The 26,916-nt window shown below is 59.4% G+C and carries 22 protein-coding genes; 5 read left to right on the top strand and 17 right to left on the bottom strand.

Annotation, left to right across the window (positions count from 1 at the left end):
- Positions 1-72: 72 nt before the first annotated feature.
- Both EIH26_RS02960 and EIH26_RS02955 read right to left on the bottom strand, forming a co-directional pair.
- Positions 73-1,746 carry an ABC transporter ATP-binding protein gene (locus EIH26_RS02960; RefSeq protein WP_241152738.1) on the bottom strand — a complete coding sequence of 558 codons (1,674 nt, stop codon included), beginning with the start codon at positions 1,744-1,746 and terminating at the stop codon, positions 73-75.
- Between the two features lie 77 nt (positions 1,747-1,823).
- Positions 1,824-3,572, bottom strand: coding sequence for an ABC transporter ATP-binding protein/permease (locus EIH26_RS02955; RefSeq protein ID WP_124060692.1), 1,749 nt, complete (start codon positions 3,570-3,572; stop codon positions 1,824-1,826).
- Positions 3,573-3,685: 113 nt separating this feature from the next.
- Here EIH26_RS02955 and EIH26_RS02950 point away from each other — a divergent pair, with 113 nt between their 5' ends.
- Positions 3,686-4,453, top strand: coding sequence for a class I SAM-dependent methyltransferase (locus tag EIH26_RS02950; protein ID WP_124060691.1), 768 nt, complete (start codon positions 3,686-3,688; stop codon positions 4,451-4,453).
- A 9-nt stretch (positions 4,454-4,462) separates the two neighbouring features.
- Here the strand turns inward: EIH26_RS02950 and EIH26_RS02945 are convergent, their stop codons facing one another.
- The 12 genes from EIH26_RS02945 to glmS all read right to left on the bottom strand — a co-directional run bounded on the left by EIH26_RS02945 (position 4,463) and on the right by glmS (position 19,234).
- A complete protein-coding gene (locus EIH26_RS02945) occupies positions 4,463-5,587 on the bottom strand; it encodes a S9 family peptidase (protein WP_124060690.1) in 1,125 nt (374 codons plus the stop codon).
- Positions 5,588-5,989: 402 nt separating this feature from the next.
- Entirely contained in the window at positions 5,990-7,414 is a 1,425-nt protein-coding gene (locus EIH26_RS02940; protein WP_124060689.1) for a G5 domain-containing protein, read from the bottom strand.
- Positions 7,415-7,799: 385 nt separating this feature from the next.
- On the bottom strand, positions 7,800-8,225 hold the full coding sequence (locus EIH26_RS02935) for a YbaN family protein (RefSeq protein WP_124060688.1): 426 nt from the start codon (positions 8,223-8,225) through the stop codon (positions 7,800-7,802).
- Between the two features lie 190 nt (positions 8,226-8,415).
- A complete protein-coding gene (gene moaC, locus EIH26_RS02930; RefSeq protein ID WP_124060687.1) occupies positions 8,416-8,928 on the bottom strand; it encodes a cyclic pyranopterin monophosphate synthase MoaC in 513 nt (170 codons plus the stop codon).
- An 87-nt stretch (positions 8,929-9,015) separates the two neighbouring features.
- Positions 9,016-10,020, bottom strand: a complete 1,005-nt coding sequence (gene moaA / locus EIH26_RS02925; protein ID WP_124060686.1) for a GTP 3',8-cyclase MoaA — start codon at positions 10,018-10,020, stop codon at positions 9,016-9,018.
- Positions 10,021-10,125: 105 nt separating this feature from the next.
- On the bottom strand, positions 10,126-11,226 hold the full coding sequence (locus EIH26_RS02920) for a sulfate/molybdate ABC transporter ATP-binding protein (protein ID WP_124060685.1): 1,101 nt from the start codon (positions 11,224-11,226) through the stop codon (positions 10,126-10,128).
- Position 11,227: 1 nt separating this feature from the next.
- Complete coding sequence (gene modB, locus EIH26_RS02915) at positions 11,228-12,703, bottom strand: molybdate ABC transporter permease subunit (protein WP_241152737.1); 1,476 nt, start codon at positions 12,701-12,703, stop codon at positions 11,228-11,230.
- Between the two features lie 76 nt (positions 12,704-12,779).
- Positions 12,780-13,646 (bottom strand): molybdate ABC transporter substrate-binding protein, encoded by an 867-nt coding sequence (gene modA / locus EIH26_RS02910; protein WP_124060684.1) that lies wholly within the window; start codon positions 13,644-13,646, stop codon positions 12,780-12,782.
- 143 nt (positions 13,647-13,789) lie between these two features.
- A complete protein-coding gene (gene ligA / locus EIH26_RS02905; protein ID WP_124061762.1) occupies positions 13,790-15,901 on the bottom strand; it encodes an NAD-dependent DNA ligase LigA in 2,112 nt (703 codons plus the stop codon).
- A gap of 27 nt (positions 15,902-15,928) precedes the next feature.
- Entirely contained in the window at positions 15,929-16,831 is a 903-nt protein-coding gene (locus tag EIH26_RS02900; protein ID WP_124060683.1) for an NAD(P)H-hydrate dehydratase, read from the bottom strand.
- Positions 16,832-16,833: 2 nt separating this feature from the next.
- Positions 16,834-17,403, bottom strand: a complete 570-nt coding sequence (acpS, locus tag EIH26_RS02895; RefSeq protein WP_241152736.1) for a holo-ACP synthase — start codon at positions 17,401-17,403, stop codon at positions 16,834-16,836.
- Between the two features lie 7 nt (positions 17,404-17,410).
- Positions 17,411-19,234: a glutamine--fructose-6-phosphate transaminase (isomerizing) gene (gene glmS, locus EIH26_RS02890; protein ID WP_124060682.1), complete on the bottom strand. Its 1,824-nt coding sequence runs from the start codon at positions 19,232-19,234 to the stop codon at positions 17,411-17,413.
- A 296-nt stretch (positions 19,235-19,530) separates the two neighbouring features.
- Here glmS and EIH26_RS02885 point away from each other — a divergent pair, with 296 nt between their 5' ends.
- Both EIH26_RS02885 and EIH26_RS02880 read left to right on the top strand, forming a co-directional pair.
- Positions 19,531-22,125, top strand: coding sequence for an isopeptide-forming domain-containing fimbrial protein (locus EIH26_RS02885; protein ID WP_124060681.1), 2,595 nt, complete (start codon positions 19,531-19,533; stop codon positions 22,123-22,125).
- Positions 22,094-22,963: a class B sortase gene (locus tag EIH26_RS02880; RefSeq protein WP_124060680.1), complete on the top strand. Its 870-nt coding sequence runs from the start codon at positions 22,094-22,096 to the stop codon at positions 22,961-22,963. Before EIH26_RS02885 ends, EIH26_RS02880 begins: the two co-directional genes overlap by 32 nt.
- A gap of 22 nt (positions 22,964-22,985) precedes the next feature.
- On the opposite strand, the gene murB is transcribed toward EIH26_RS02880, so the two are convergent.
- From murB to EIH26_RS02865, 3 genes are all read right to left on the bottom strand, one after another.
- Positions 22,986-23,903, bottom strand: coding sequence for a UDP-N-acetylmuramate dehydrogenase (murB, locus tag EIH26_RS02875; protein ID WP_124060679.1), 918 nt, complete (start codon positions 23,901-23,903; stop codon positions 22,986-22,988).
- 10 nt (positions 23,904-23,913) lie between these two features.
- Entirely contained in the window at positions 23,914-25,308 is a 1,395-nt protein-coding gene (locus EIH26_RS02870) for a uracil-xanthine permease family protein (protein ID WP_370453764.1), read from the bottom strand.
- A gap of 210 nt (positions 25,309-25,518) precedes the next feature.
- The gene (locus tag EIH26_RS02865) at positions 25,519-26,055 is read right to left on the bottom strand and encodes an MOSC domain-containing protein (protein WP_124060677.1); all 537 of its coding nucleotides are present in this window, start codon (positions 26,053-26,055) and stop codon (positions 25,519-25,521) included.
- Positions 26,056-26,325: 270 nt separating this feature from the next.
- Here EIH26_RS02865 and EIH26_RS02860 point away from each other — a divergent pair, with 270 nt between their 5' ends.
- Both EIH26_RS02860 and EIH26_RS02855 read left to right on the top strand, forming a co-directional pair.
- The gene (locus tag EIH26_RS02860) at positions 26,326-26,658 is read left to right on the top strand and encodes a metalloregulator ArsR/SmtB family transcription factor (protein WP_241152735.1); all 333 of its coding nucleotides are present in this window, start codon (positions 26,326-26,328) and stop codon (positions 26,656-26,658) included.
- Positions 26,659-26,683: 25 nt separating this feature from the next.
- Positions 26,684-26,902 (top strand): heavy-metal-associated domain-containing protein, encoded by a 219-nt coding sequence (locus EIH26_RS02855; RefSeq protein ID WP_124060676.1) that lies wholly within the window; start codon positions 26,684-26,686, stop codon positions 26,900-26,902.
- Positions 26,903-26,916 lie beyond the last annotated feature (14 nt).

The following is a 26,916-nucleotide window of genomic DNA, read 5'->3' as shown; positions in this document are numbered from 1 at the left end:
ATCGTCACGTCGAGCATGGATATCACCTCCTTTGCATTACTCGTTCGCGTACCTCGTGCATATTTGCAGCTGCTACATGGCACCAGTTGCAGGTTCCATGAAGGCACGATAACGTGGGCAATCCCTCAGCAGTTGTTCGTGAGCCCCAAAAGCGAGAATCTTGCCGTCCTCGATGAAGGCCACCGAATCTGCCGAGCGTATGGTGGAAAGACGATGTGCGATGGTTATAATGGTTCGACCTTCGTAGATGAACCGGCCCGCCTCGATGAGCCTCTGCTCCAAATTCGGATCGAGATTCGATACGGCCTCGTCCAAGATGACGATCGGGGAATTCTTCAGGAACGCTTGAGCCAAGCTGAGACGCTGCCTCTGTCCGCCCGAAAGGGTCGCGCCGCGCTCTCCTATCAAGGTGTCCATCTGGTTGGGCAGCCTGCGAACCACATCGTCTAGCTGGGCGATCTCAAGCGCCCGCCAAAGCTCGTCATCGGAAGCATCCAACTTGGCCATGCGCAGATTGTCTCGAACGGTGCCGCGGAAGATATATGGATGCTGCGGTACGAGCGTCACGAGGTTTCGTAATTGGTCGAGCGGGATCGAATCGATTGGCCTGCCATCGATGCAGATGCTGCCAGACCGTGGTCGATAGAGTCTCACGGTCAATGCAGCGATCGTGGACTTGCCGACTCCGGTCCGACCGACGAGCGCCACCGAGGAACCTGCCTCGATCGAAAGGTCGAAATCGTCCAGTACCTTGGTACCATCGGAGTATCCGAAGGTCAGATCATGGTATTCGATACCCAATGCCCCGTCGGGAAAATCTGCCGGCTCGCCTTCGTCTGGAATCTGCTGGGGCATGCCAACCAACTCGAAGAACCTGCGGGCGGCGCCGGAAACCTCACCGAGCTTGCGCAACATGCTCGACAAGCTCAGGCAGGCTTTGCAAGATGCGCTGAGCAGCATCATCGCAGACGGTATATAGACCAATTCCACGCTACCAGTCTGGTTCAGCGCAAGGAGCCAGGCAAGAGTACCTATGGTCGCAACCGAAACCATCAGCTGGGAGATTGCAATCTCTATGCCCGAACGTACGATATAGCTGCGCTTGCACCGCTGAACCTCCAAGGTGGATTCCCGAATCACGTCCAACTGCCTCTCGACCAATCCAAGGCTGGTGATCTCGCGTGACCCCTGGATCATCTCCAAGGATCTGCTCTTCTGCCTAGCCAGGCTCTGCCGGATGTTCTCGCCCTGCCTATTCTGCAAGGGCAGGGTGAAGATCGGCACTAGTAAAATCGCCGTGGTGGCCACAAGCAAGACCGCCCCGGACGGACCGACCAGGACGATCATCACCGCAGTGAAGATCACGTTGACTGCAAGCGTGGCCAGAGAATCGATTACGGTATGGGCGTAGAACCATTCGGTGATTTCGACATCGGACATGGCTGCAGCGGTAATGTCTCCCGTCGTCCTGTGCTGCAGCCCGGAAGGGCTTATCCTGTTGATGGCATCGTATATGTCGATGCGAAGGTCTGCGATTATCTTGTAGCTGTAGACATGGGCGAACCACATGTCCAACCACCAGGTCACCCCGATCGATACGACCAGGATTGCCAGGCCCGCTAATACCCACCAGGCAAGGCCGTCTACATGATTGACGAGCATGACGTGCGAGACGAGCGCGGCGCCCAATACGTTGAGAACGGTCACGCAGACGCGATGCAGCAGAAGCATCGCGAAGATGAGCACGATGTATTTTCTGTAGCATGCGAGTCTTGGCAAAAGCCGAAGAAGGGGTTCGAACGCTTCGCGAAATGCAACGTGCTTCATGATCGGACCAACTCTCGAGCCGTGCCGACGAGGGCCGCATAGACCCCGTTTTGGAGCAGCAAGCTTTCATGGTCGCCGATTTCGATAAGGTTGCCCTGGGACAAGACGACGATCAGGTCGGCAGGCCGAACCATCTCGAGCCGATGGGCGGACATGATGACGGTCAGGGTCCTTCCCTGGCCGGATAGCTTTTTGCGGTGGTTTTCGATAGTGGACAGCACGAGTTGTTCCGCTCTGGCATCGAGAGCCGACGTGGCTTCGTCCAGCAGCAGGATCGGGGTGTTTCGGAGCAGAGCCCGAGCAATGGCCAGGCGCTGACGCTGGCCGCCGGAAACGCCGCCGCCACGTTCCCGCACGGGAGTGTCGAGCAGCTCGTCAATGCTGGGGGAGATATCATCGAGCCCGAGGGAAAGGCACAGATCACGTAGCTGTCGATCGGAGGCCTCTGGCGCACAGGCACGCAGGTTTTCGGCGATGGTTCCATTGAAGATGACCGGTTCCTGCGGAACAAGCGTGATGAGCGAAGACAGGTCGTCGCGGGAAAGCGCGCGCAAGTCGACGCCGCCGATGCTGATCCGCCCAGCAGACGGGTCGCCGAATCTGAGCAGGAGCCCGAGCAAGGTAGACTTGCCGCAGCCAGACTGCCCCACCAACGCGACCGTCTTGCCAGATTCGATATCGAGGGAAACGTCGCTGACCGCATTCGATTCTGTCGACGGGTAGCGGTACGAAACCCGATCGAAGCATATATCGAAGGAGGTTGTTGGAAGTGCCTGGTTTGGCAAATCGTCATCGTGAGGCGTGCGAGCTTTCAGCAGTTCGAGTGCCTGCCGTGCGGTCGAATAGCCATGAAAGCCAGCGTGCCAATGGGCGCTGAGATCTTGGAAAGGACGGAAAAGCTCGTAGCTGAGGAAAAGGCACCAGAAAAGTTGTGCGATATCCACAGAGCCATACCAAGCCTGGATGATGCCCAGCGTCAACACTATCACGGGACCGCCGTTGACCATCCAAGACGAAATGGCCGACCCCAACAAAGAGGTTCGCATCTGCGATAACGTGGCGGCTAAAAGGGATTGGGCGGCAGAGTCGATCTTTTCCCGTTGACGCTCCACGTTGTTGAAGAGCTGTAAGGTCGTCATGCCCTGCATTGCATCAACCACTTCGGCATTCATCTGGGAATACTGGTCCCAATGTTGATAGCCGCGACGCTTCAGCGTCCTATTCCACAGACTTGGGAGGATCGGGGTGAGCAATGCCGCGCATCCACCCACGAGCGCAACCAGGGGATCGAGCTCGAACAAGAAGGCGATGGCCACGACCACCGTCACGATGGTGACCCCCAACTGCGGGACATAGCGCCCGTAATAATCCTCCAGCAGCTCGACGCCATCGGTGACGAGCGCTTCGGCTTCGCCGGTGCGCTTCGAGGACAAGCCGAAGGGCCCCATCTTGTTCAGATGCTCGAGCAACTGAACGCGGACATCGAGCTTGATGTTCCTGCCAACTCGGCTGACGAGCAGCTCTTGGACGAGCATGACGAGAGGGCGCACCAAGAGCACTACGGCGAACATCCCCAGAAGCAACGCCAGATGCGAGAAATCCCATGAGTAGAGTGTGGAGAAGATACGCGATAGAAGCCACGCTTGGCATAGCAAGATTCCGGACAAGAGCAGACCGACGGAGAAGGAGGCGATCATCGGCAGCCACCCGGCACGGCCGAGTCCGAGAATATCGCGGTCAGGCATGCTCCTCCAATCAAGTAGATAGAATGGACAGTTATTCATTCCTAACATCTCATATCCCGCACAGTAGCAAAATGAGTTAGTTTTGTCTAATATTTGTTTCGAAAAATCGAGGAATGGAGGATAACGTGCTTGATTATCGAGTTGACTTCGACGAATTGAACGACTATTCCAACAGCCAACCATGGGCAGACCGCTGGCACGAAAAATTTGGCTATCGACCGGAGACCGAACCGGCGGTGGCACAGCTGCTGCGGCTGTCTAAAGGAGGCGACATCCTGGGCACGGCGGTCGGAACCGGCCGCCATGTTCTGCCGTTGGTGGGCAAATGCTCCAGCATCGAAGCGATCGAACGTCATGAAGCGATGCTGAACAAGCTCAAGGAACAGCCGGGAAGCGATCGAGTCGTGACCCATCTGGGCGATCCGGCCGAAATGCGCCTGGGAAAGACTTTCGACCTGGTGTTCAACCTGGCGCTCGAAATCCAGACCATCTTGACGATCGACAAGCAGCAGGAATTCTTCTTTCGAGCATCCGAGCATCTAAGGCCTGGCGGCTTCTTAATCGTCGAATGCATGAATCCCTCCGGCTACCGGCTCGAAGGGCAGCACACCCATATCATGCGAATCGTCCCCGGGGAAGTGACCTTGTCATACGAGGTTTACCATCCGGACAGGCATATATTCACCCAAGCCTTCGTCTTTCTGAAAGACAGGAAAACGCCAGATGTCTACACTGCCGCATTGCGATGGAACGAACGTTCCGAATTGATTCAGATGGGAAGCAACGCGGGGTTGGAATTGACGGAAGTTTGGCAGAACTGGGACGGCACGCCTGCAAGCCAGGATAGCCCCATGTGCATCCACGTGTTCCAAAAAGCCTAGCCCGCCAACCTAGGCGGTAAGAAAATCCCAAAGCAATTGCCTCTGCACTGCGGACTGCACGTTATCGTGCAGTCCGGCGTGACCGGCGGATTCGACCTGGTGGAATCGCACATCGGCTCCAATGGAAAGCAGAGAACTGAATTCGGCGATCTGCGCAGGCGGCACACGATCGTCATCAGTGCTGGAAAGAATCAGGATCTGGCAATTGGCGAGAGATTCCGGAGAAATCTCGAGAACGTGGCGCAACATCGCCGTGGGGCAGGCTTTCACCATGGCGGTGCGCTCGTCAGGACAACTGACATCGCCGTATTCGGCACACCAAAGCTGTGGCCAAGAGTCATCAGGTTCGCAGAGTTCCACAGCAGGCGACCAAAGAGCCAGCCTGTCAAATGCCGTCGGATCGAGCAGAAACGCGCGGAGCAGCTGGGTGGCGCCATGTGAAAACCCATAGCCGAAAACCTCTCGCCCCGCACCGGATGAACGCAACGAGCGCACGACTGTCAAAATGTCATCAGCACCAGCCAGAGACCCAGCCCCAGCGCCAGCCCTATGCCAGCCACGTCCCAATTCGCCACCGCCGCGTGCGAAGATCTGCGCCCAGGCCCCAGAGCCCTCCAGCCAATCACGCACCGAAGGGTCGAAATTCATCGGCAGGCAAATCCCGAACCCGGCATACGCGGTGATCAAGATGCGCCCGGTGCTGCCATCATCGGGGAAAGTGGCCTGCATCGGAACGCCACCCGCAGATGAAGGGACCGTGGAAACGCGCAGCAGGCTGGGAAAGTTGATCGAATCCGGCATCGAGGCGAGATCGATGTCGAAGGCGACCGGTTCGGTCGCAGGGTCCTCCGCCACGAGCTGGCAACCGTCGGCGTCGACCGTCACCAACAACGGGCGAGACGGGGTGAAGCGCGTGACGCCCGGCTTTTCGTCCAACCTCGCTATCGAAAACGTGTACAGAACGGTTTCCAGATGCTCCCAGCGAACCACAACCAGATAGCCAGCGATGGATTGAATATTGCGAACAACTGCATGAGCTGCTGGGTAAAGCAGGAAATCGGTGTTGCCATCGCGAGTCATGGTGACTCCACCGCGGGAGATGCCGATCTGAACGCCCTCGAAACCATCAGCCATGAACGACCCTCATTGCTCCATTCTTCCCCGTCGATAAAAAACATGGTACATCTTCTCGAGGTTCTTCCTCGATTCCTCCAGGTTGCCGCTGCGATATTGGATGATTCCCCTGATCATCAGGTAGCTGAATTGCCACATGACATCATCGATGGGGCGACGTTCGAGATAGCGGCTGTAGCGTTTCGCGCGAACGAGCTCGCCTTCTCCCGTCAGCGAGATGAACCGGCTAACGATGAGGTCGATGCGACCCGCTCCCCCTTAACGAGCAAACAATACCACCTGAAGCAATGCGATCCTCGCATCTCAAGGAAAATCGGGCACCGGATTCTCTCCGATGCCCGATACTGATAGCCTTGATTCCCGTCTCAAGAAACCCTGGCAGAAAGAACGAGATGGACCGTCCTACGACCTTCTCTTCCTGAGAGCGAAAAGGGCGAGTGCGACGCTCGAAACGAAACCGAACGATGCGAGGGCGAACCAATCCCGGGCATTGTCTGCCGTCTTGGGCATTTCCGTCGCATTGGAGACAAGCGCGGGCTTTTCAGAGACAGCAGGTTTAACAAGCTGTGGCATGGGCTCGGGTTTGGGAGCAACCTCATCTTCGATTGGAGCCTTCGGCTTGGTGCCACGACGAACCTTCTTCTTGGTGGGGTCCACCGTAGCGGTCTTGGGCTCGGTCTTTTCGATAATCTTCTCCGGTTCGCCACCAACTGCAGGCAGATAGTATTCATCATAGGTAGTCGTGGACGTCCCCGCAGCTCCTTCGCTCACGACTTCCTCGACACCCTCGTCGAGCGTGGGATCGTCGACGTACTCGATCTCGGCTGGAACGGGAATATCGGTCTTGGTGATTACAGGCCTCTTCTTGACTTTCGATGTCAGCGTGAGCACCCAACCACTCAGGTCGTTTCCGCTAAGAGAGAGACCGTAACGCTGCTCGAGCGCTTCCTTGTCGCTTCCAGCGAAAGCGGAATTGAGTTGGTAGTTGGTCTTGTTGTCATTGTAGGGATTGAACATGGTCAATGAGTTTTGGTTGATTGCATCGTTGAAGAGGGGTTTCTTATACAAACCCAGAGTGCTGCCATTTTCAAACAGCTCCTCAGCCGAGATGTTTTTACCGCTGTTGGCCGTCAACGGCTTAGTGTCACCGTCTTTTGTCACGTGGTAACCGATCAAAAGCCTTTTAAGATCCATGGGCGCGACTATGGCTCCATCAGCTGTTTTCATAGCGACGTTGGTCTCCATGTTCTGCTGTAACAAATATTCAGTCGTAAACGGAGATGTTGTCGTATAGCTTTCTCCCACCGAATACGTATGAGAATCTTCCGTAAGGGGAGACCAATGGGCAGCTTCCCATGTGCAGTTCGTCCAAGTCTTACCATACTGGTCTTTCACTTCGGAAAGATCGAACGCGACCGTCTGATCTACGCCAACTTGCCCGGTAATGGTCTGCACTCCGGTCCAGAATGTGCCTTTTTTTCCATTTTCATCTGTTCCTCTCAGAGAGTACCAAATGCGAAATGAAAAATCCTTTCCCGCATCCTGAGGATTGTAATACCCCTTCGAATCTTTCTTGTTCCACTTGTAGTTGATGGTCATCTGCTGATTGGCAGGAGCCTTCGGGGCAGCAGCTTCTTGTCCCACGCTTTCCTGTGCATCCAACTGCGAGGACGCCTTCTCCACCATGGATGCAGAGTCCGTCGAAGCCACGACGGACTCTGCCCGATCGACAGAGGATGCGTCTTCCGCAAGAGCCGTCGCCGGATTCAATCCACTCGCCAAAGCTAGGGCCAGCAAGCAACTGGGAACGGTTTTCCTCTTCTCCACTACGCACGCTCCTTCTTCTTGCACCTTCGAAATAGGATCTTGATATAATATCAAATATTCGGCACGCGATCAGCCGCAGGATAAGATTGGCGTACAGCGACACGGCTCGTCGGGCCCGTGCCTCGTCGTTTCGCTCGTCGCCCATCCCCACCGCATACCTCCTTAGCCGCGACCGCGCGCCGTTGCCATCTGACCGAAGATGTTCGCCCGCGCCGTTGCCGCCTCGTATTTCCGCTTTCATCTATAAAACGAACGAAGAAGGCGTTTCCCGACCCGCAAGAAACGCTTTTTTTTTGGAAACAGGGAAAAGAACCATGCCCGAAGATCGAAAAGCAGCAGAGGGCGCCGAAAAAGGGCGCAACTGCGAAACCGAGAGCGCGGCGGGTTATGACGCTTCCCGCTCGGTTTTCACGACGAATCCGAAATACACGATGTGGCCGATCCAAACGACAGTCACGATGGCACGCCCGACAGGCGCCGATCCCATCATCGCAAAAGCGAAGGCCAAAAGCAGCGTAACCGGAACAAGCAGGGTGAGTTTCGCTTTCAGCGTCATGGTCTTTTTGGCGACGTAGTTTTCCAGCACCACACGATAGAGCTTGGTGGTTTTGAACCACCGATCAAGCCGCTCGGAACTGCGCGCGAAAGAAAAAGCGGACACCAGCAGAAACGGGGTGCAGGGAATGAGCGGCAGCACGAACCCGACCACGGCCAACCCGAAGCAGAAAAAGCCCAGAGTCGCCCAAGCGCACCGAACCAACCGGCACCGGGAGGCCTTGGCTTCGATTTGCGCAGTCCGTGTGTCTGACATACCCGCTCCGTGCACGGCGCCGATGAACCCCGACGCCCTTGATAACCGTTTCACACCAGCGGCTAACCTACCATCGAACCCGAACAAAGTAAAGCATATATAACAAATATGGAGAGCAAACGGTCGCCTCTTCAGGGATGGACGCCTTGCGAACCCGCAAGATTACGTCCCGAACCGCAAAGCGCAAGCCTTAGGGCCGGGAAGGGTCGCGCTCCCACAAACCGGTTTTGCCCCCCTCTTTGCGCAGAAGACGGACCTCTCCAATCTCCATGCCCCGATCGACCGCCTTGCACATATCGTAGACGGTAAGGCAGGCCACGCTTGCCGCCGTAAGAGCCTCCATCTCGATGCCGGTTTTGCCGGTCACGCCCGTCGTTGCCAGAACGCGGATACCCACCTTGCCGTCGCTTCGATCTTCGGAACCGACCGGCACGCACTCCACCTTCGCTTTCGTGATGTTCAGCGGATGGCACATCGGAATAAGCGCGCTGGTTTGCTTGGCGGCCATGATGCCGGCGACGCGGGCGCATGCCAGAACGTCCCCCTTCGCAGCCTTTCCCTCAACGATGAGGTCAAGCGTCTCCCGGCGCATGGAGATGAACCCTTCCGCAACGGCAATGCGTCGAGTGTCGGCCTTCTCGGATACGTCCACCATACGGACGTCGCCTTTTTCGTCGATATGGGTGAGCTGGTGCTCGGACATGATGCTCCTCGTTTCTGAAACGGACTTCGCGGTAGCGTCTCTGCGTCAACCGCAACCAGACGCTCGGGAACCTTGCGAAAGCACGGGCTATCCCCCGATTTGGCTCATACCGCGCCGGGTTCCCACCCGATCGTGGTGATCGTCGGGCTTCTCGCCCAGCGCCTCGAGAAACACCGCGTACACGGCCTCCTCGCCTCCGGAGCGCAAGGCGGCCCGCACGTCGAACTCACGATCGGAGAACAGGCAGGGCCTCAGCTTCCCTTCGGCCGTCAGCCTCAGCCGGTTGCAGTCTCCGCAGAAATGCCGCGATCGGGGAGAAATCACCCCCACGGTTCCCTGCGCCCCCGGAAAGGCGAAATAACGGGCAGGACCCCACCCGATGGGGCCGCTGTCGCCGTCACAGGCCTCCAGAGGCGAAAAACCTTGGCTGATCGCGCGCGCATTAATGTCTTCGACCAGCTGATGGCTGGGGTAGACGTCCCGTTCGCCCCAACCCAGGCCATCGATGCCCGCGCTGTCGCCCACCGGCATGTACTCGATGAAACGAACGTGAAGGGGGCGATCGATCGACATCTTGGCGAACTCGAAATAATCCTGATTCAGGCTGCGCACGGTAACCGCGTTGATCTTCACCGGGTCAAGCCCCGCCTCCAAAGCGGCATCGATGCCCGCAAGCGCTGCGGGAAGGCAGTCGCGCCGCGTGATTCGAGCGTACTGCTGCCTATCCAACGTGTCGAGCGAGATGTTCACCCGCGACAGACCCGCCTCGCGAAGACGGCGCGCCATGCGGGGAAGAAGGATCCCGTTGGTGGTAAGCGACACGTTCCTTATATCGGGAAGGGATACGATATCGCTGATCAGATCCTCGATACCTCGGCGAACGGTGGGTTCTCCGCCGGTAAGCCTCACGCTTCTGATGCCGATGCGCACGGCAACCCGCACGATGCGCTGGATCTCTTCGATGCGCAGGATATCCTCATGCTCGATCAGATCGATGCCCTCTTCCGGCATGCAGTAAACGCAACGGAGGTTGCACCGATCCGTCAGAGAAATGCGCAGATAATCGATTGTTCGGCCGTGCCCGTCTTTCATTGCTCCCTCGATCCTTACGCGCCAGTATACGCGACCCGAAGCACGATTCGTCACCTCCGCGCATAACCACATGCACGGCAAGGGCAACGAAACCAACTCGTTACGTTAGTCGGCAACCACGTAGATGTGTTCGGGAGGTATGCGCACCCACAGCACATCGCCCGGGCAAGGCAGCCCCCGTTCCCCAACGGTCAGCTTGCTTGTACGCCACACCAGATCGCTTTCAGAAAGAAGGCCGTCGCGTTCCGAACCGGCTTCGGTCGAGGCTTCCCCACCCGCGAAGTCAAGCAGGCAGGTCCGATCGAAGCGGGAATCGATGGCGTGCTTGACCCGCACCTGGAAGCAGTTGACCCCCGGGCCCTCCGCGCGTTCGATGCGAAACGCCCGCACGCCCGCCTTACCGACCCGCGCTGGAAGAGGACGGGCAACTTCAAGCTCGGCATTCCACGCCGCAACCCGTATGCGGCCGTCGCCCGCAGCCTGGGCCGACACGATGTTTTTGCAGCCCGACAGCTTGAGCGAGGCAACCGATTGGGGGGATTCGATCAGATCCGACGATGCGGACAGCTCCCTGATCGCGCCGCGCTCGACCACCGCGATCCGATCGCTCAGGCGGACGGCCTCGTCGATATCGTGGCTGACGTAGAGAACCGTTCCCTCGAATCGATCGAACAGAAGAGACAGGCTTTGCTCGAGTCCCCCTTTCAGATGCGAGTCAAGCGCCGAGAACGGCTCGTCCAGCATGAGGATGCCCGGTCGGGCCGCCAGCATGCGCGCCAAGGCCACGCGCTGCTGCTGTCCACCCGAAAGCTGAAGCGGGTAGCGCTTCTCCAGTCCCGTCAACGCAAACCGGCTCACTTCTTCGGCCACGGCGCGATCCCGCTCGGCCCGCGTTGCGTCTCCTATGCCCGCCGCGATGTTCTGCTCTACCGTCATATGGGGAAACAGCAGGTAGTTCTGGAACAGCAAGGCGGTTTTGCGCTGCTGGGCCGACAGGTTGATCCCGGCGGCCGAATCGAAGTACACAACCCCGTCAACGACGATCTTTCCCTCGTCGGGCGTCTCGATGCCCGCGATGCAGCGCAGCGTCATCGATTTCCCGCAACCGCTTTCCCCGAGAAGCCCCAGCGTCTCCCGCCCCGCCTCGAACGCCACCTCGAGCGTGAACGCGTCGAGCCTCTTGCGTATATCGATCGATGCGGCCATGCTAGTCTCCCAGTCTCCTCTTGAATCGCTGCGTGCGCGACGAATACCCGTTGATGAGGAATATCACCAAAAACGACAGCGCAATGACCACCAGCACCCAGAACAGCGCAACGTCGGATTTGCCGCCCATCCAATCGAAGTAGATGGCGATGGGGATGGTCTGCGTGACCCCCGCGTAATTACCCGCGAAAAACAACGTGCAGCCGAACTCGCCCATGGCCCGCGCAAACGCAAGCACCGTACCCGCCGCAATGGAGGGCCAAGCCAACGGCAGCATAAGGCGGAAGAACACCTTTCCCTCGCCCCAACCAAGCGTCCGCGCCGCATCGAGCATGGCGCCGTCCAGGTTCTCGAACGCCCCGCGCACCGTGCGATACATCATGGGAAATCCCACCACCACGCAGGCGATAACCGCCGCCTGCCACGTGAACACCACATCGATGCCGTGCTCGATAAGCCAGCGACCCGTCGCCGTCGAGTTGCCGAACGCCATCAGCAGCAGAAAGCCGCACACCGTGGGCGGAAGCACCATGGGAATGGTGAACACGGTATCCAGCACCCCCTTCGCACGATCGGATACCCTCATCGTGGCCCATGCCGCAACGAGGCCGAATGCGAAGATGAACACGATAGCGACACCCGTCGTGCGCAGCGACACCCATAAAGGATCCCAATCCAAAGCAGAGAAGAACGCCGCGGCCGCCGCGAGACCCTCGGGCTTTTCAACCACCGCGACATCGGCTGCCGGCTTCAGCTCGCCGGTTTCCATGAACAGGCCGCCCGCGCTTCCATCGTCAGACCCGACAGCCTGGCTGACGGCATAGAAGACCCCTTTCGCTTCCCGAGAGAAGCCGTAGGTGAACGCACCCGCCGAAACCGTATCACTGCTGGTGAAATACAGCGCCTTGCCCGCGGAATCCAGAAGCGCGCCCCCGCTTGAAGCCCCTCGATCCAGTGCCTCGACCTGCGCGAGGAAACGGCTTTGAAAACGTTCGTCGTCGATATTGATTCCCAGTTCAGAAGCGATTTCTGAGGGAATATAGACAACCAGCGCCTCGCGAGTGACGATAATGGCGAACGCCCTATCGGATGCCATGGGCCAACGATACCCGATGGAAACGCCGTCTGCGGCCCGATTGGTTCCCTTGTTCTGCCGCGAAAACGAATCGATACCGAACCCGCAGCGATCAAGCGTAGACGCGGAGAAATCCTCGGATACCGACACGGCCCCCTCGATCTCGGAGGCGTCACCCGAACCAGCGGAAATAGAGCGTCCCTCCGCGTCGGTGAAAACCAGGGGAGCGTCTGAAACGACAGGCGTTTCGGCCAATGTGCGCGAAGCCGTGGAAAAAGCCGCCGGCTCGTCAGAAAACGCGGGCAGGGTGCATGCGAACGCAAGAAGGACCGAAACCATTCCCGCCGTGCACGCCCTTCCGGTCGCCCGCGTCGCCACCGATTCCGTTGAACGTCCGCCCACGAATCCTCCCGCCTGTACAGAAGGAGCACCGGCGACGCGCCGGTGCTCCGAGTTCTCCAAAAAACGCCCGTTCGCTCTATGCGACAAGCTCGAAACCGTATTTCGAGAACACCTTCTGGGCATCGGAATCTTCCATGCAGAATTTCAAGAAGTCCGCCGCAGCCTGCGAGTGAGCGCTTTCGGCGCACACAGCCCCCGGATACTTGATGCTTTTATGGGTATCGGCCGGAACTGTGAAGATAGCTTCGATGCCGTCGTATCGATACACGTCCGAACTGTACACGAACCCAACCTCGGCCTGGCCGCTTGCCACGTACTTCGCAACCGTGCCCACCTTGTCGGCACCCGCATTCACCTTCGAGGAAACGGCGTCGTCCCACTTCACGGAAATCTTTTTGGCGTCGTCGGCCACCGTCGAGCACAAGCCGGCAGCCTCGAGGGATTGAACGGCGTACTTGCCCGCAGGAACCGCATTGGGCTCTCCCAGCGCAAACGACGAGATGGACTCTTTCGCAAGATCGGCGACCGAAGAAACCTTGATCCCCGATCCGGCGGCAGCCACCAGCACCAGGTCGTTCTTGAACATATCGAGACGCGTGGACTCATCGACAGACCCGTTAGAGGCGGCTGCGTCCATCGTCGCCGGAGAAGCGGTAATAAGAACGTCGGCCGCCTTCGAATCGGCCTGCAGCTGGCTCACCAGATCACCCGAAGCTTTGAACTGGGTATCGGCAAACATCACTCCCGTCTTGGCTGTATACAGCGCCTGAACCTCGGGCATCGCCTTTTCCAGCGAATTAGCCGCAAACACGGTAAGCTCGACCGGTTGAGCGGGCGCATCCGCCTTCGACGCCGACGAACCTCCGCCTGCACACCCGGTCAACGCAAAAACGCCGGCAAGCGCAAGCGAGCACGCTGCCGCCGCAAACGAATACTTTTTCATGCGAGATCCTCCTCTTGTCGCGCTTCCCCCGATGGACCGGGCAAGCGGCCGGTCGCTCATATCGCTGGGTTCAGTATCGTGAGAACGAGAATGATAGTCAATTGAAATTATTTTCAGATAAAATAATTTAACGATCCCGACCGCTACGAAATCCCGGGGAGATTGCCCGTCTCGATGATGGAAAGCAGCTCGGCCTCTCCCAGCACGGGCACCCCCAGCGACACCGCCTTATCGTATTTAGAGCCGGCGGCTTCACCCGCTATAACGAAGCTCGTCTTCTTGGAAACGCTCGACGACACCTTGGCTCCCCGCGCCTTCAGCTCTCCGGCGGCTTCATCGCGGGTCATACCCGTCTCGACCAGCGCTCCGGTCAGCACGAACGTCAACCCCTCCAAAGTCTGGGGAAGCTGATCCTGCGCTGCGGCCACCTCGTCGGCCATCGCCACGCCGTTTTTGCGCAACCGCGCGATAACCTCGACGTTTTTCGGCGTATGAAGAAAAGCGCTCACGCTGTGAGCGATCTTGGGGCCAACCCCTTCCACCGCGGCCAGATCTTCCTCGGTGGCCTCCATCAGCGCATCGATGGTGCGGTACGCAGCAGCGATCGCCTCGGCCGTGGTCTTTCCCACATGCCGCACACCCAAGCCGAACAGTACGCGCGCAAGCGGACGGGTTCTGCTCTGCTCGATTTGCCCGACCAGCTTCTTCGCAACCGTGCGCCCCAGGCAAATGGGCTGCCCCTCCTTGTTGAGGCGCCCCATGTCCAATGCGGCCAACTCGTCCTCGTCAAGCGTGTAATAGTCGGCCACATCGGTCACGCGGCCAACTTCCACCAGGCGCCCCACGATTTCCTCACCCATGCCGTCGATGTCCAGCGCGCTTCTGCCCACCCAGTGGATCAGGCGCTCGACCGACTGAGCGGGGCAATCGATGGAGATGCAGCGGAAATCGACCTCCCCCTCTTCGCGGATGACCGCGCTGCCGCAGCTGGGGCAGACCTCGGGCATGCGCCACGGAAGGGCGGTTTTGGGACGCAGCGACATCACGGGGCCCAGGATCTCGGGAATGACGTCGCCGGCCTTGCGCACCACCACGGTGTCGCCAACCCGCACGTCTTTGCGCGTGACCTCGTCTTCGTTGTGCAGCGTGGCGCGCGCGACGGTGGAACCGGCTACCACAACCGGATCGAGCTCCGCCACCGGCGTCAGCTTGCCAGTGCGCCCCACCTGCACGGTGATATCGCGCAGGATCGTGGTTTTCTCCTCGGGCGGGAACTTGTAGGCGATGGCCCAGCGCGGTGCGCGCGATGTGAATCCCATGGCCGTCTGCAACGCGAACGAGTCAACCTTCACCACCACGCCATCGATCTCGTAAGGAAGCGATTCGCGCAGGTCGAGGGCATGCTCGCAAAACGCGCGCACCTCCGCCCTGGATGAGCAGCGCCGTACGTCGGGGTTCACATGCAGGCCCGACTCGCCCATCCATGCAAGCAGGTCGGACTGGCCCGAAGCCAGCACGGACGATTCATCGGCGATCGCGTACATAAACGTCGACAGATCGCGCGAAGCCGTCACCGCGGCATCCTTCTGCCGCAGGCTGCCCGCCGCAGCGTTGCGCGGGTTGGCAAAGGCCGCGCGCCCCTCGTTTTGCGCCGCGCGATTAAGCGACTCGAAGCTGGCCTTGGGCATGTACACCTCGCCGCGCACCTCGAAGGAGCCGGATCGCGCGATGCCCGACAGGCCCTCGGCCCGAAGCCTCAGGGGAACATCCCTGATGGAACGAACGTTCACCGTAACATCTTCACCCGTGGTTCCGTCGCCGCGCGTCGCCGCGCGCACCAGCACCCCGTCCTCGTAGGTAAGCGCGATCCCGGAACCATCGATCTTCAGTTCGCAATTCAGCGTGGGAAGCTCCCCGAAGAACTCTTCCACGCGATCGAACCACGCATCGAGCTCGGCAAGATCCATGGCGTTGTCCAACGAGTACATGCGTTTCTCGTGGCGCACCGGCGCAAACTGGTCGCCCACGTACCCGCCCACGCGCTGGGTGGGCGATGACGGATCGAAGCATTCGGGGTGCGCCGCCTCCAGCTCACGCAAATCGCGCATAAGCGAGTCGAACGCCGCATCCGATATCTCGGGGGCGTCTTTGGCATAGTACAGGTAGGTGTGGTGCTCGATCTCGCGCCTCAGCGCCTCGATACGCCCTCGCACTTGGTCTTCCCGCTCTTCTCGGCCCTCGTCGAACAGGTTCAAAGTCTCGTCGCTCACCAAAACGCCTTCCTATCGATAAGAAGCTGCCCACTTGATGGCCGCGCCCAGCTTCTCCACCACATCTTCGGGAATCACGCCGATCGAAGTCCGATCGTCGGCCGCAAGCCGTCCCGCCTCCGCATGAAGCGAAACCGCCGTCGCAACCGCACGGAAAACGTCGTCTTGCCGCTGCGCCGCAAGCGCCGCCACCATGCCCGCAAGAACATCTCCCGTTCCCGCCTTGGCCAGCTCGGGCCCGCCCTGATCGATCAGATACGTCCGGATCCCGTCCGAAACGTACGTATCGGGACCCTTCAAACACACTACGGCACTATAAGCCCGTGCCAAGTGCGCGCAGGCCTCCCACGGAGACTCTGACAGAAAAACGTCAGGAAGACCGGCCGCTTCGGCCAGGCGATCCGCTTCGCCCGCATGGGGCGTGAGCACCGCGACAGCCCCCCGATTCGCACGGGCGCGCAACGCAGAGCGCATATCCCTGCGCGCGACGAAGCTCAGCGCGCCCCCATCGACAACCACAGGGCACATCGCCCGATCGAAGACGAGCTCGCATAACCGCCCGCACTCCGCCGCATCTCCTACGGCATCGAAACCAGACCCTATCAGCACCGACAGAGGCCTTTCGGCCGTCGATTCCAAAAGAGGGGGATCCCATCCGTCCCGATCGGCCACCACCAGCGAGGGTCCCGACATTCGAACGGGAAGGACGGCTTGGGCGGACACGACCGCCTCGACGTACCCTGCGCCCATACGCTGGGCGGCGCGGCACGCAAGAACCGCTGCGCCCGGATAGCGCGGGCTGCCCGCAACCACGGTAACCTTCCCGCGCGCGTATTTGTGCGTACGGGAAGCGGGAAACGGAAGCAGGTCCGCAGCCTTCTCGATCGAAAACCTTTTCGGCGGAAAGGCCCCCATCGCTACAGCTCGTCCAGAATCTTGCGCGTTTCCTTGAATGTGCGGGCGAGTCGCTGCCTCTGATCGATGCGCGCTTCGGCAACGCGCGCCGAGCGTTCGGTGATGGCAAGAGCGCACGCCACCGCATCGGTGTGGGTGAACGACAAAGACAACGGAATCTCACGCACTCCCAGCTCGTCGGCGGCCTCTCGAGCCGCTCCGTGCAGCTCGACGCAGGGTCTTCCCGAAGCCAAGCGCCCCACCTCGATATCGCGCACGCCTATGCCGCGCGAAAACCCGGTGCCCAACGCCTTCACCACCGCCTCCTTCGCGGCGAAGCGCAGCGCGAAGTGCGTGGCGGGAATCGACGAGCCCTCGCAGTAAGCGCGCTCTGCCTCTGAGAACACCTTGCTCGCAAACGACGGGCTCCTTTTGAGGATCCGGCGTATGCGATCGATCTCGACGATGTCGACGCCTAAACCAACCGCGCCGTCCGCAAACGATGCCGATCGGTGCGCAACGGCCTCAAGCGCCTCTTCGCGCGTCTCCATCTCCATATCGTCATTGCAGATCATCTGCTCGTTTTCGCTCATGCGTCCCTTATTCGACCGTCACCGACTTTGCAAGGTTGCGGGGCTGATCGACGTCGCACCCGCGCAGAACGGCTATGGTGCGGGCCAGCAGCTGCAAAGGAACGCTGGCCGTGATCGCCGAGAACGCATCGCGCACCTTCGGAATGTAGATCACATAATCGGCGTGGGCCCTGATGTCCTCGTCGCCTTCCGTGGCGATGGCGATAATAGTCGCTCCGCGCGCCTTGCTCTCCTGCATATTGGAGACGGTCTTATCGTACACGGGGCTCTTCGTCGCGACAACGATCACGGGGAATCCCTCGTCGATAAGCGCAATCGGACCATGCTTCATCTCTCCAGCCGGATACGCTTCGGCATGCAGGTAGCTGATCTCCTTCAGCTTCAGGGCGCCCTCCCGGGCAATGGCGGCTCCCATGCCGCGACCCACGAACAGGGCGGAGCGGGCCTCGGAGCAGGCCCGGGCCGCCTCGTTCACCTCGTCGGCGTGCGCCAAGATCCACTCGACCTGCTCGGCGGTATCGGCCAGTTCCCGGAAGAGCAGGCGAATCTGGTTCATTTTGAGCTTGCCCTTAGCCTGAGCCAACAGCAGGGCAAGCAGCGTCAGGCTTACGATCTGCCCAAGGAAGGACTTGGTCGACGCCACGGCGATCTCCTTGTTCGCCTTCGTGTAGATCACGCCGTCGGACTCGCGCGCCACCGGAGAGCCCAGCACGTTGGTGATGCCGAACACGCGCGCGCCCTTCACGCGGGCGTCGCGAATAGCCGCCAGCGTATCGGCCGTCTCGCCCGACTGGGACACCGCCACCACCAGCGTGGTGGGCGTGATGATGGGGTTGCGGTAACGAAACTCGCTTGCGGCCTCGACCTCGGTGGGGATACGCGCCCAGCCCTCGATAAGCTCCTTTGCCACCAATCCCGCATGATAGCTGGTTCCGCATGCGATCACGTACACGCGATCGATCAGATTCAGCTCTTCGGGACTCATGCCCAACTCGTCGATTTCCAAGCGGCCGTTCACCAGGCGCCCGGCCAGCGTGTCGCGGATCACGCGCGGCTGCTCGTGGATCTCCTTCAGCATGAAATCGGGGTACCCGCCCTTTTCGGCCACGTCCATATCCCAGGTGATATGGGTAACCGTCGGCTCGAGAGGGGACAGCGATTCGTCGAAGAACCCCATGGACTCCCCATCCATCCGAACGAACCAACCGTCCTCGAGCACCACCACGTCGCGCGTCGCATCGATCATCGCAATCGCATCGGAAGCCACATAGCAGCCGTCTTCGGCTCTACCCACGATAAGAGGGGAGTCCTTACGTGTGGCCACGATAACACCAGGCTCGTCGGCACAGGTCACCGCCAATCCATACGAACCGACAACCTGCTCGGTCGCTGCGCGAACCGCAGCCAGCAAGTCGCCCTCGTATGCATCTTCCACCAGATGGGCGATGGTTTCGGTGTCGGTATCGCTGCCGAATGCGTAGCCACGGGCCGCCAGCTCGTCGCGCAGCTCGGCGAAATTCTCGATGATGCCGTTGTGCACCACTGCGATGCGCCCGTCGTTTGAGGCATGGGGATGAGCGTTCGCCTCGCTGGGACGACCGTGAGTGGCCCAGCGAGTATGTCCGATACCGCAGGTTCCCTCCACCTCGCTTTGCTTCACGGCGGACTCGAGCTCGGCAACGCGACCCTTACGGCGCACCACCTGCAACGAACCCTCGCGCTGAACCGCGACCCCGGCCGAATCGTAGCCTCGGTACTCGAGCCGCTTCAAACCTTCAAGCAAGATGCCCGCAACCTGCTTAGAGCCGGTATATCCAACGATTCCGCACATGGGATCTCCTTCATGTCGCATCGCACCGCCCTTGGGGCGGGGTCTTAACCGACCCATTGTACCGAGACGAATGCGCTATCCGCCCCCGCCTCGATCAAACGCCAGGGATAAACCGACGAGCGGATGACTTGAACCGAGCGAAAAACTCACCCTGCTTCGGTTGGAAATCGCCGAACGTCCAATGGAGCGAAAGCGACGATCGGTTGAAGGCCCTTGCGCAAACCGTTGGCCGCCCGATAGGGCGCGCCTCTAGCCTGTCGGCATCCGAAGATTCGACAACAACGTTAGGAGTCCTCATGAAGCGACCAGACCTCCTGTCGACGCAGCGCGCAAAGCATCCGCCGCATGGATGGCGCTTCGTCATTTCGGCAGCTTTGCGTATCGCCGTAATCTCGGCAGTGGCTCTGTTCTCCGTTCCGGAAGGTCACGGCGCAACCGTACCGATCGAAACCATCCCAGCCGATAACGGAAACGCACGAAATCCGCTGGTCATATCAACGGGACTTCCATCAGATCCCGCCATCGCCGAGCATCACATGAACGTAAGACAGCCCGCGCGCCTGGTCGAGAGCCAGCCATCCGTAAGCAAAACAACCCATGTCGCCAAGCTTTACGCAAACGACGAGCTGGTCGGAGGCGAAGCCACCCTTCCCATTCTGCGCAGCGGACTCCACAGCTTTTTCGGGTGCGACGACTTCGCCACGCAGGGAACCACCTTCGAGTTCGAAGGCCGAACCTGGAAGCCGGGAGACAAGATTTCAGCCACGTTCGAATACCCCTGCGTCGGCGTGTACGACAACGAGCCCGTCGGAGCGCGACTTTCCGTCGCCAGCTCGTACAGCAAAACCTGGCCCGAACTCGACTGCCCCGTCATCCAACTTCCCGACCTCCTTTATGCAGGGGGATACCTGTTCAACATGCAAGATACCGATATGCAGATCGAATTCTTCTACTGCTCGGACAAACGACCCGTCGAGCTGAGGGGCAGCTATCTCACATTCTGCTCCCTGAACTACTACCCTCCCTCCAAGGTCGAAGACTACCCGAACATCCCCTTATCAGGCGATACCTACTCGGAAAGCGTTCTCGTTCGATCCGAAGACACAAAGAAGATCGCCCTGTCTCAGCAGACCAACATGAAAACGAAATCCGTGACGATCGGAGGCACCGAATACATCCACGCCTACCCTGTCAGCAACGAATTCGAGGATCATCTGGGAAAACCTACCTATACCAGAAACGCCGTGACCCTCTATCAAGACGAACGGTTCGCTATTAAGGCCCCCTTCACCGGCTGGTTCAGCTTCGCAAGCGCAAGCCTGGGCACCGGAGCCCCGCCCGCGCCCCAGAAAAAAGCCGACCGCGAAAGCGCCGCTCCTGGTCAACCCATCGTGTGGGATGTCAGCCAGCAAGTAGGCACGCTCGGAGAGGACGTGCTCAGCAGGTATCGACACTTCGAAATCATCGATCATCTGCCCGATGCCCTGGAATACCGAACTGCCAAAGTCGTAAAGGAAAGCGGCGGCAAAAAAGACGACGTGACGAACACCGCAGGCAAACTCAACTGGGACGCCGAGCGCAAGACGCTCTCGTACCGGTTCGATCCCGGTTGGCTTGAAAGCTCCATGCCTCTTGCAGGGGAAACATACCACCTCGTCATCGAGGCCTCGGCAGCAAACGACGCCGCGGGATCCACGGTCGAGAACACCGCCGAAACCCTCATCAACCACCACCGCGCCGAAACGAAGGCCTCTATCCGCATCGAGACGCCCAAACCTCCCCAACCGGTCGATCCGCCTAAGCCGCCCGCACCTCCGACGCCTCCCGACATCACTCCCACCACGGGGGATTTCGTCACCGCCCAGAAACAATCGACTCCAGCCTCGGGAACGCCCGTGAAAGCCGGCGACGAAATCGAATACCTCATCACGGTTGAGAACACGGGAAGCGTGCCCAGCGCCTGCACCCTCGTACGAGATCTCATCCCCGAAGGAACCTCCTACGTCGAGGGTTCGGCAACCGATGAGGGTTCCTACGTCGCGGCATCGGACGACGGCAGAGCGTATCTGGAATGGGCGGTAGCGAATCTTCCTCCGCGCAAGAAGGTAGAGCTGAGGTTTCGCGTCTCGGTATCGGAGAGGGCCGCTAAAGAGAGAAGCGCCATCCTGAACACCGCGTTCTACGACACGCACGAAGTCCCGGTAAAGCCGGGAGACCCCGCTAACGCCCAACCGACCGGCTCGACCAGCACCACCGTTCACCCCACCGCGACGACGAAAGCGCCCGCCCAGCTCCACGTCGTCAAACGATCGGACCCCCGCACGGGAACCCTCGTCAAGCACGGAGACACCGTAACGTACTTCATCGACGTTTCCCACAAAGGCTCGGCCGACAGCGATGACGCACGTCAGGTGCGCATCGAAGATCCCCTGCCCGACGGATGCGAGCTGATCAAAGACAGCCTCTCAAGCGACCACTCAGCCACCTTCGATGCTTCGAATAGAACCGTGAGCTGGCTTATCGACAAGATGGAACCAGGTGGCGTAACCACGCTTTCGTTCACGGTGCGCGTGAGAGAAGACGCGGCGGGCAACATAGACCACCTCGATAATCAAGTCCGCTACCAACCTGATTGGAAAAAAGGAGACCCCTTACCGAACACCTCGAACAAGATACGCCACCTCGTTGAGCGCGGCGACCAGCCGACAAAAGACGATCAAGGCGGCAACGAAGAGCCGTTCGACAAGACGGGCAACGAGCTATTCTCTCATTGGAAACTTGCCGCCCTCCTGGGATTGATCGGAATAGCCTCCGGAACCGTGTTTTTCGCCTGCGAACTGAAAAGGAGGCGATCCGCAGGTGGCGCGTTCAAGATACCCCGATGCAGATAAGGGGCGCCGATACGCCTCTGCGAAGAGATGCGTCGGACGATCGGATCACGCACGGGCGCATCGCATTCTCAGGTGGGTATCGGGAACAATCGGGGCGGCGGCGATCTCCTGCCTCACGGCAATCTTTCTCATACCGCTGGCAAACGATGTCACGTCGGTGCCGCCCCGACCCGAAGACCCCTTCGCCAAGCGCGAATGGCCTGCTTCGGTAGCCGAACGGGTCTTGGGGAAGGGAGATTCGGAGGATGGGGCAGACGGCATCCCCGTTGTCGATTGGAAGGCCTGGCGCGAAGCCAACCCCGATATCGTTGCATGGATCTATGTCCCCGGCACCCGTATCAGCTATCCAGTGGCGCAGGCTCCCGCATCCGACCCTCTGTTCTACCTCGACCATAACGCGTGGGGGCACTCCGACCCGGCAGGGTGCCCCTATCTGGATGCCGCTTGCGGCACGCGCGGGCTTGACGCTCGACACGTGGTGATAAGCGGGCACAACACAGGATGGTCCGATCGCCTTTTCGCCGATTTCTCCCGATACTCCGACGTCGGGTTCGCCCGAAACCACCGAACCGTCTACGTGCTCTCGCCCGAGAAAACCAAAGTTCTCAACGTCTTCGGGGTCAAAACGATACCGGGATCCGATTCCGGGAAATGCGTGCGGTTCTCAACCGATGCGGCGTTTGCGGCATACCTCGAAAGCGTTCGGAACAACGCCGACTTCACGCTTGACGGGGATGAGGGCGAACCGAGTATCGAACAGTTATTCACATTCTGCACCTGCAGTTATCGAACGAATCCCGAAAATGAAAGGACGCTCGTCTATGCCGACCCCGCGTAACAGAAGCGATACAGACGCGCCGCTACCTCCCGAAGCCCCACATGCGAACCTCGGGTTCCAACCGCACGCCCGATTCGTCGAAAACAGAATCTCGAATCAACCCGATGAGCCCGCGAACATCCTCTGCGGTAGCGCCACCAGCATTCACCACGAAGCCCGCGTGCTTTTTCGACACCTCGGCACCGCCAACCGCCGTGCCCTGCAACCCCGCGTCCTGAATCAGCTTGCCCGCATAGTGCCCCTCGGGCCGTTTGAACGTAGAGCCGGCGCTGGGCATCTCGAGAGGCTGTTTGGCGGCCCGCCGTTCCGCAAGATCGTCCATACGCGCCTGAATCTCGTTTTTGTCTCCGGGAACAAGCTGCAACAGAACGGCCAGGACGATCATTCCCTCATCGTCCATGCGGCTATGGCGATATCCCCAGTCGGCCTGATCCGCTCTAACTTCGAGAAGATCGCCTTCACGCGTCACGCACACGCACGAAAGCGCGACATCGGAGAATTCCCCCCCGTACGCTCCCGCGTTCATGATCGCGGCACCGCCTACAGTTCCAGGTATCCCACTGGCGAACTCGTATCCGGACAAGCCCGCTTCGAGAGCCGCCCGAGCAACCGAAGCGTTGCTGGCTCCGGCCTGAGCCGAAACCAACCCCCGCTCATCCACGTTGATCTCCGAAAAGTTGTCGGCTATCTCCATGACGACGCCCCGCAGCCCCGAATCGGACACCAAAAGATCGCTGCCCAATCCGATCACGCGCAGATCGACGCCGTTATCCCGGCACAAATCGACCACGGCGCGCACCTGTTCCACCGCCGTGGGCCTCACCAGGTAGTCCGCCGGTCCGCCAATTTTGAACGTTGTATGCAGCGCCATCGGCTCCGCGATCAGAATCGAATCCGATCCGAGGGCGCCGATAAGTTTTCGCTCGAAGTCAGGAGACATACCCCGATCCTTACTCGACGGGTTTTGCGACAGGGCGCGGCCCTTCAAGGGGAAGCAGGTCCTCATCGGGCAGGGCATCGTGATCCCCTTCGACCATGCTGCCATCCACGCCGACGATGTCCTCGCGCCCCGGAAGCACCATATTCAGCAAAATACCCGCGATCGAACCGACCGCCAAACCGGACAGCGATATGGTGATGCCCGCAACGGCGAAGGAGATCGAACCCGCCTGACTGTAGGAGATGCCCACCGCAAAACCGATGATGATAGCCGTGATAAGCACGTTGCGGCTCTTCATGAAGTCGACACTGTTCTCAACCAGATTGCGGATGCCGACCGCGGAAATCATGCCGTACAAAACGATGGAGACGCCCCCGACAACGCAAGCGGGCATAACCTCGATGAGCGCGACGAACTTCGGACAGAAGGAGAACAGCACCGCGAACAGCGCTGCGATGCGGACAACCCGAGGGTCGAACACCTTGGTAAGCGCGAGCACGCCGGTGTTCTCGCCATACGTCGTATTCGCGGGAGCGCCGAACAGAGACGCGACGATAGTGGCCAAACCGTCCCCCAGAAGCGTGCGATGCAGGCCCGGCTTGGCGATATAGTTGCGATTCACCGTGGAGCTGATAGCGGAAACGTCTCCGATATGCTCGATGATGGTGGCGAACGCAAGCGGGACGATGGTGATGATGGCCGTCACCGCGAGGCCCGCATCGAAATTCTCGTTGAACAAGCCGAAGACGGTCTTATCCCAAGCGAGGGGAACGCCAACCCAAGCCGCGTCTGCAACGCGGGAGAAATCAACCAGACCGATCGCGGCAGCGGTTGCGTAGGAAACCAGAACGCCGATGAGAATCGGAACGATCTTGATCATGCCCTTACCCCAAATACTGCAAACAACGATGGACGCAATGGCAACGAGGGCCACGGGCCAATACGTCTGGCAGTTGTTGATGGCCGAAGCCGACAGGCTCAATCCGATCGCGATGACGATGGGGCCGGTAACTACGGGAGGGAAGAACCGCATAACGCGCGCAGTGCCGAACACCTTGAACAGGCAGGACAGCACCAAGTAAAGCAGGCCGGTGCACGCAACGCCCAGACATGCATAAGGCAGAAGCTCCGCCTCTCCGTTCGGAGCGATAACCGCATATCCCGCAATAAAGGCGAACGACGATCCGAGAAACGCGGGAACCCTGCCCTTGGAGATCAGGTGGAACAGCAACGTTCCCAATCCGGCGAACAAAAGGGCGGTCGAAACGGGAAGCCCGGTCAGGATGGGAACCAGAATCGTCGCGCCGAACATGGCGAACATATGCTGGAGCCCGAAAAGGATCACCTTCGGAGCACCCAGCACCCGCGCATCGTAAATCGCGTCGGGATTGTCCTTCGACCCCATAGTGGGAATTTGATCATCGCTCACGCTTGCCTCCGCCTTCCATCCGAAACCGATATATGCGGCCACATCACGCGACCTTCGATATTGTGCCACGAACACCGGCGCGGCTTTTCCGCAAATCCTTTGCTCACAGCATCGACCGAAAACAACGGATCGTCAACGGAGCTCGACATGGGGTCGAGTGGATACGAAGGCAAACTCGCGCAAACGCTACAGGGTTCCGGCGGCGCGTGCGGCCTCAACCTCGGCAAGCGCCTCGGGAGGAGCAAACGAGCAAGTTCCATCTCCCCTCTTGACCACTTCGATAGGGTCGCCCGCTTTTACCTCGCCACCCTCCAAAACGACGGCGAAGATGCCCTCGCGCGGGAAGATGCAGTCTCCGGCAAGGTAGTAGATCGCACAACGCGTATGGCACACTTTGCCGATCTGACTGATCTCAACCAGCAGATCGTCGCCGATCCTCAGCTGGGTTCCCAAAGGAAGCGCAAGAACGTCCAGGCCCTCGGTGGTAAAGTTCTCCCCGAAATCCCCCTCCTTCACGTCAAGGCCCATACCCTGCGCCTTGACGATGGACTCCTGGGCCAGAAACGACACCTGGCGATGCCAGTCGCCGGCATGCGCGTCGTTTACAAAGCCCCATTGCTCCTTGACCGTCTGCGGAACGCCTCCCACGGGAGTCTTGCGCGTACCCTTGCGCGTCGAAACATTGATGGAGCGCACGAATGCGCCGTTTGATGCACTGCTCATGAAGCACCCTCATCTCTCTCGCCCCAGCGAACCATCCGATCTGCGAAATGGACCGCGCACGTCTCTTATTTATAGTCGGATAAGATTAGCACCCGCAAGACTATAGCACCGAAAAGCCTTTCCCTTCCCCATGTGCGCATACTGTAATCTCATCGAATCGTCTGATGCCAAACACCGTCCACAAGCGCTTCGCTCTTGACCGGCGCCGCCGCTTCCGTATAATCATATGAATAAGTGCTCATATGATTATGTGATAAAAAGGAGGTTATCGTGAACGCGCAGGAAAACATCGACGAGACGATCGATTTGAGCGAGGGCGCACCCGAGGAGGAGCTGCTATACGAGCTGGCCGACTTGTTCAAGGTGTTTTCCGATACAACGCGAATAAAAATCCTGTTCACGCTTATGGAGCACGAACGGTACGTGGCCGATATAGCCGAATCCGTCAACGCCACGCAAAGCTCGGTGTCCCATCAGCTGAGAATCCTCAAGCAAGCTCACCTGGTGAAGTTTCGCCGCGACGGCAAAAACATCGCCTACGCCCTTGCCGACGACCACGTTAGAACCATGCTTGCGCAGGGCATGAACCACATCTGCGAATAACGAAAAGCCGAAAGGAGAACACCCTATGAAAAAGGTATTCAAGCTTGAAGGAGACATCTGCCCGAACTGCGGCGGGAAAATCCAGGATGCCATAAACCGGCTCGACGGCGTCAACGAAGCCAAGATCAACTTCCTCACGCTCAAGTTCACCCTCGACGCCGAAGACGATCGCTTCGACCAGCTGCTCGGAGAATCGAAAAGAATCTTCGAAAAAATCGAGCCCACCTGCTCGATCGTCGCATAAAAGCCCAGATCCGC

The sequence above is a fragment of the Gordonibacter sp. Marseille-P4307 genome (genome assembly GCF_900604965.1).
GTDB lineage: Bacteria > Actinomycetota > Coriobacteriia > Coriobacteriales > Eggerthellaceae > Berryella.
This window is presented reverse-complemented; position numbering and strand designations above follow the sequence as displayed.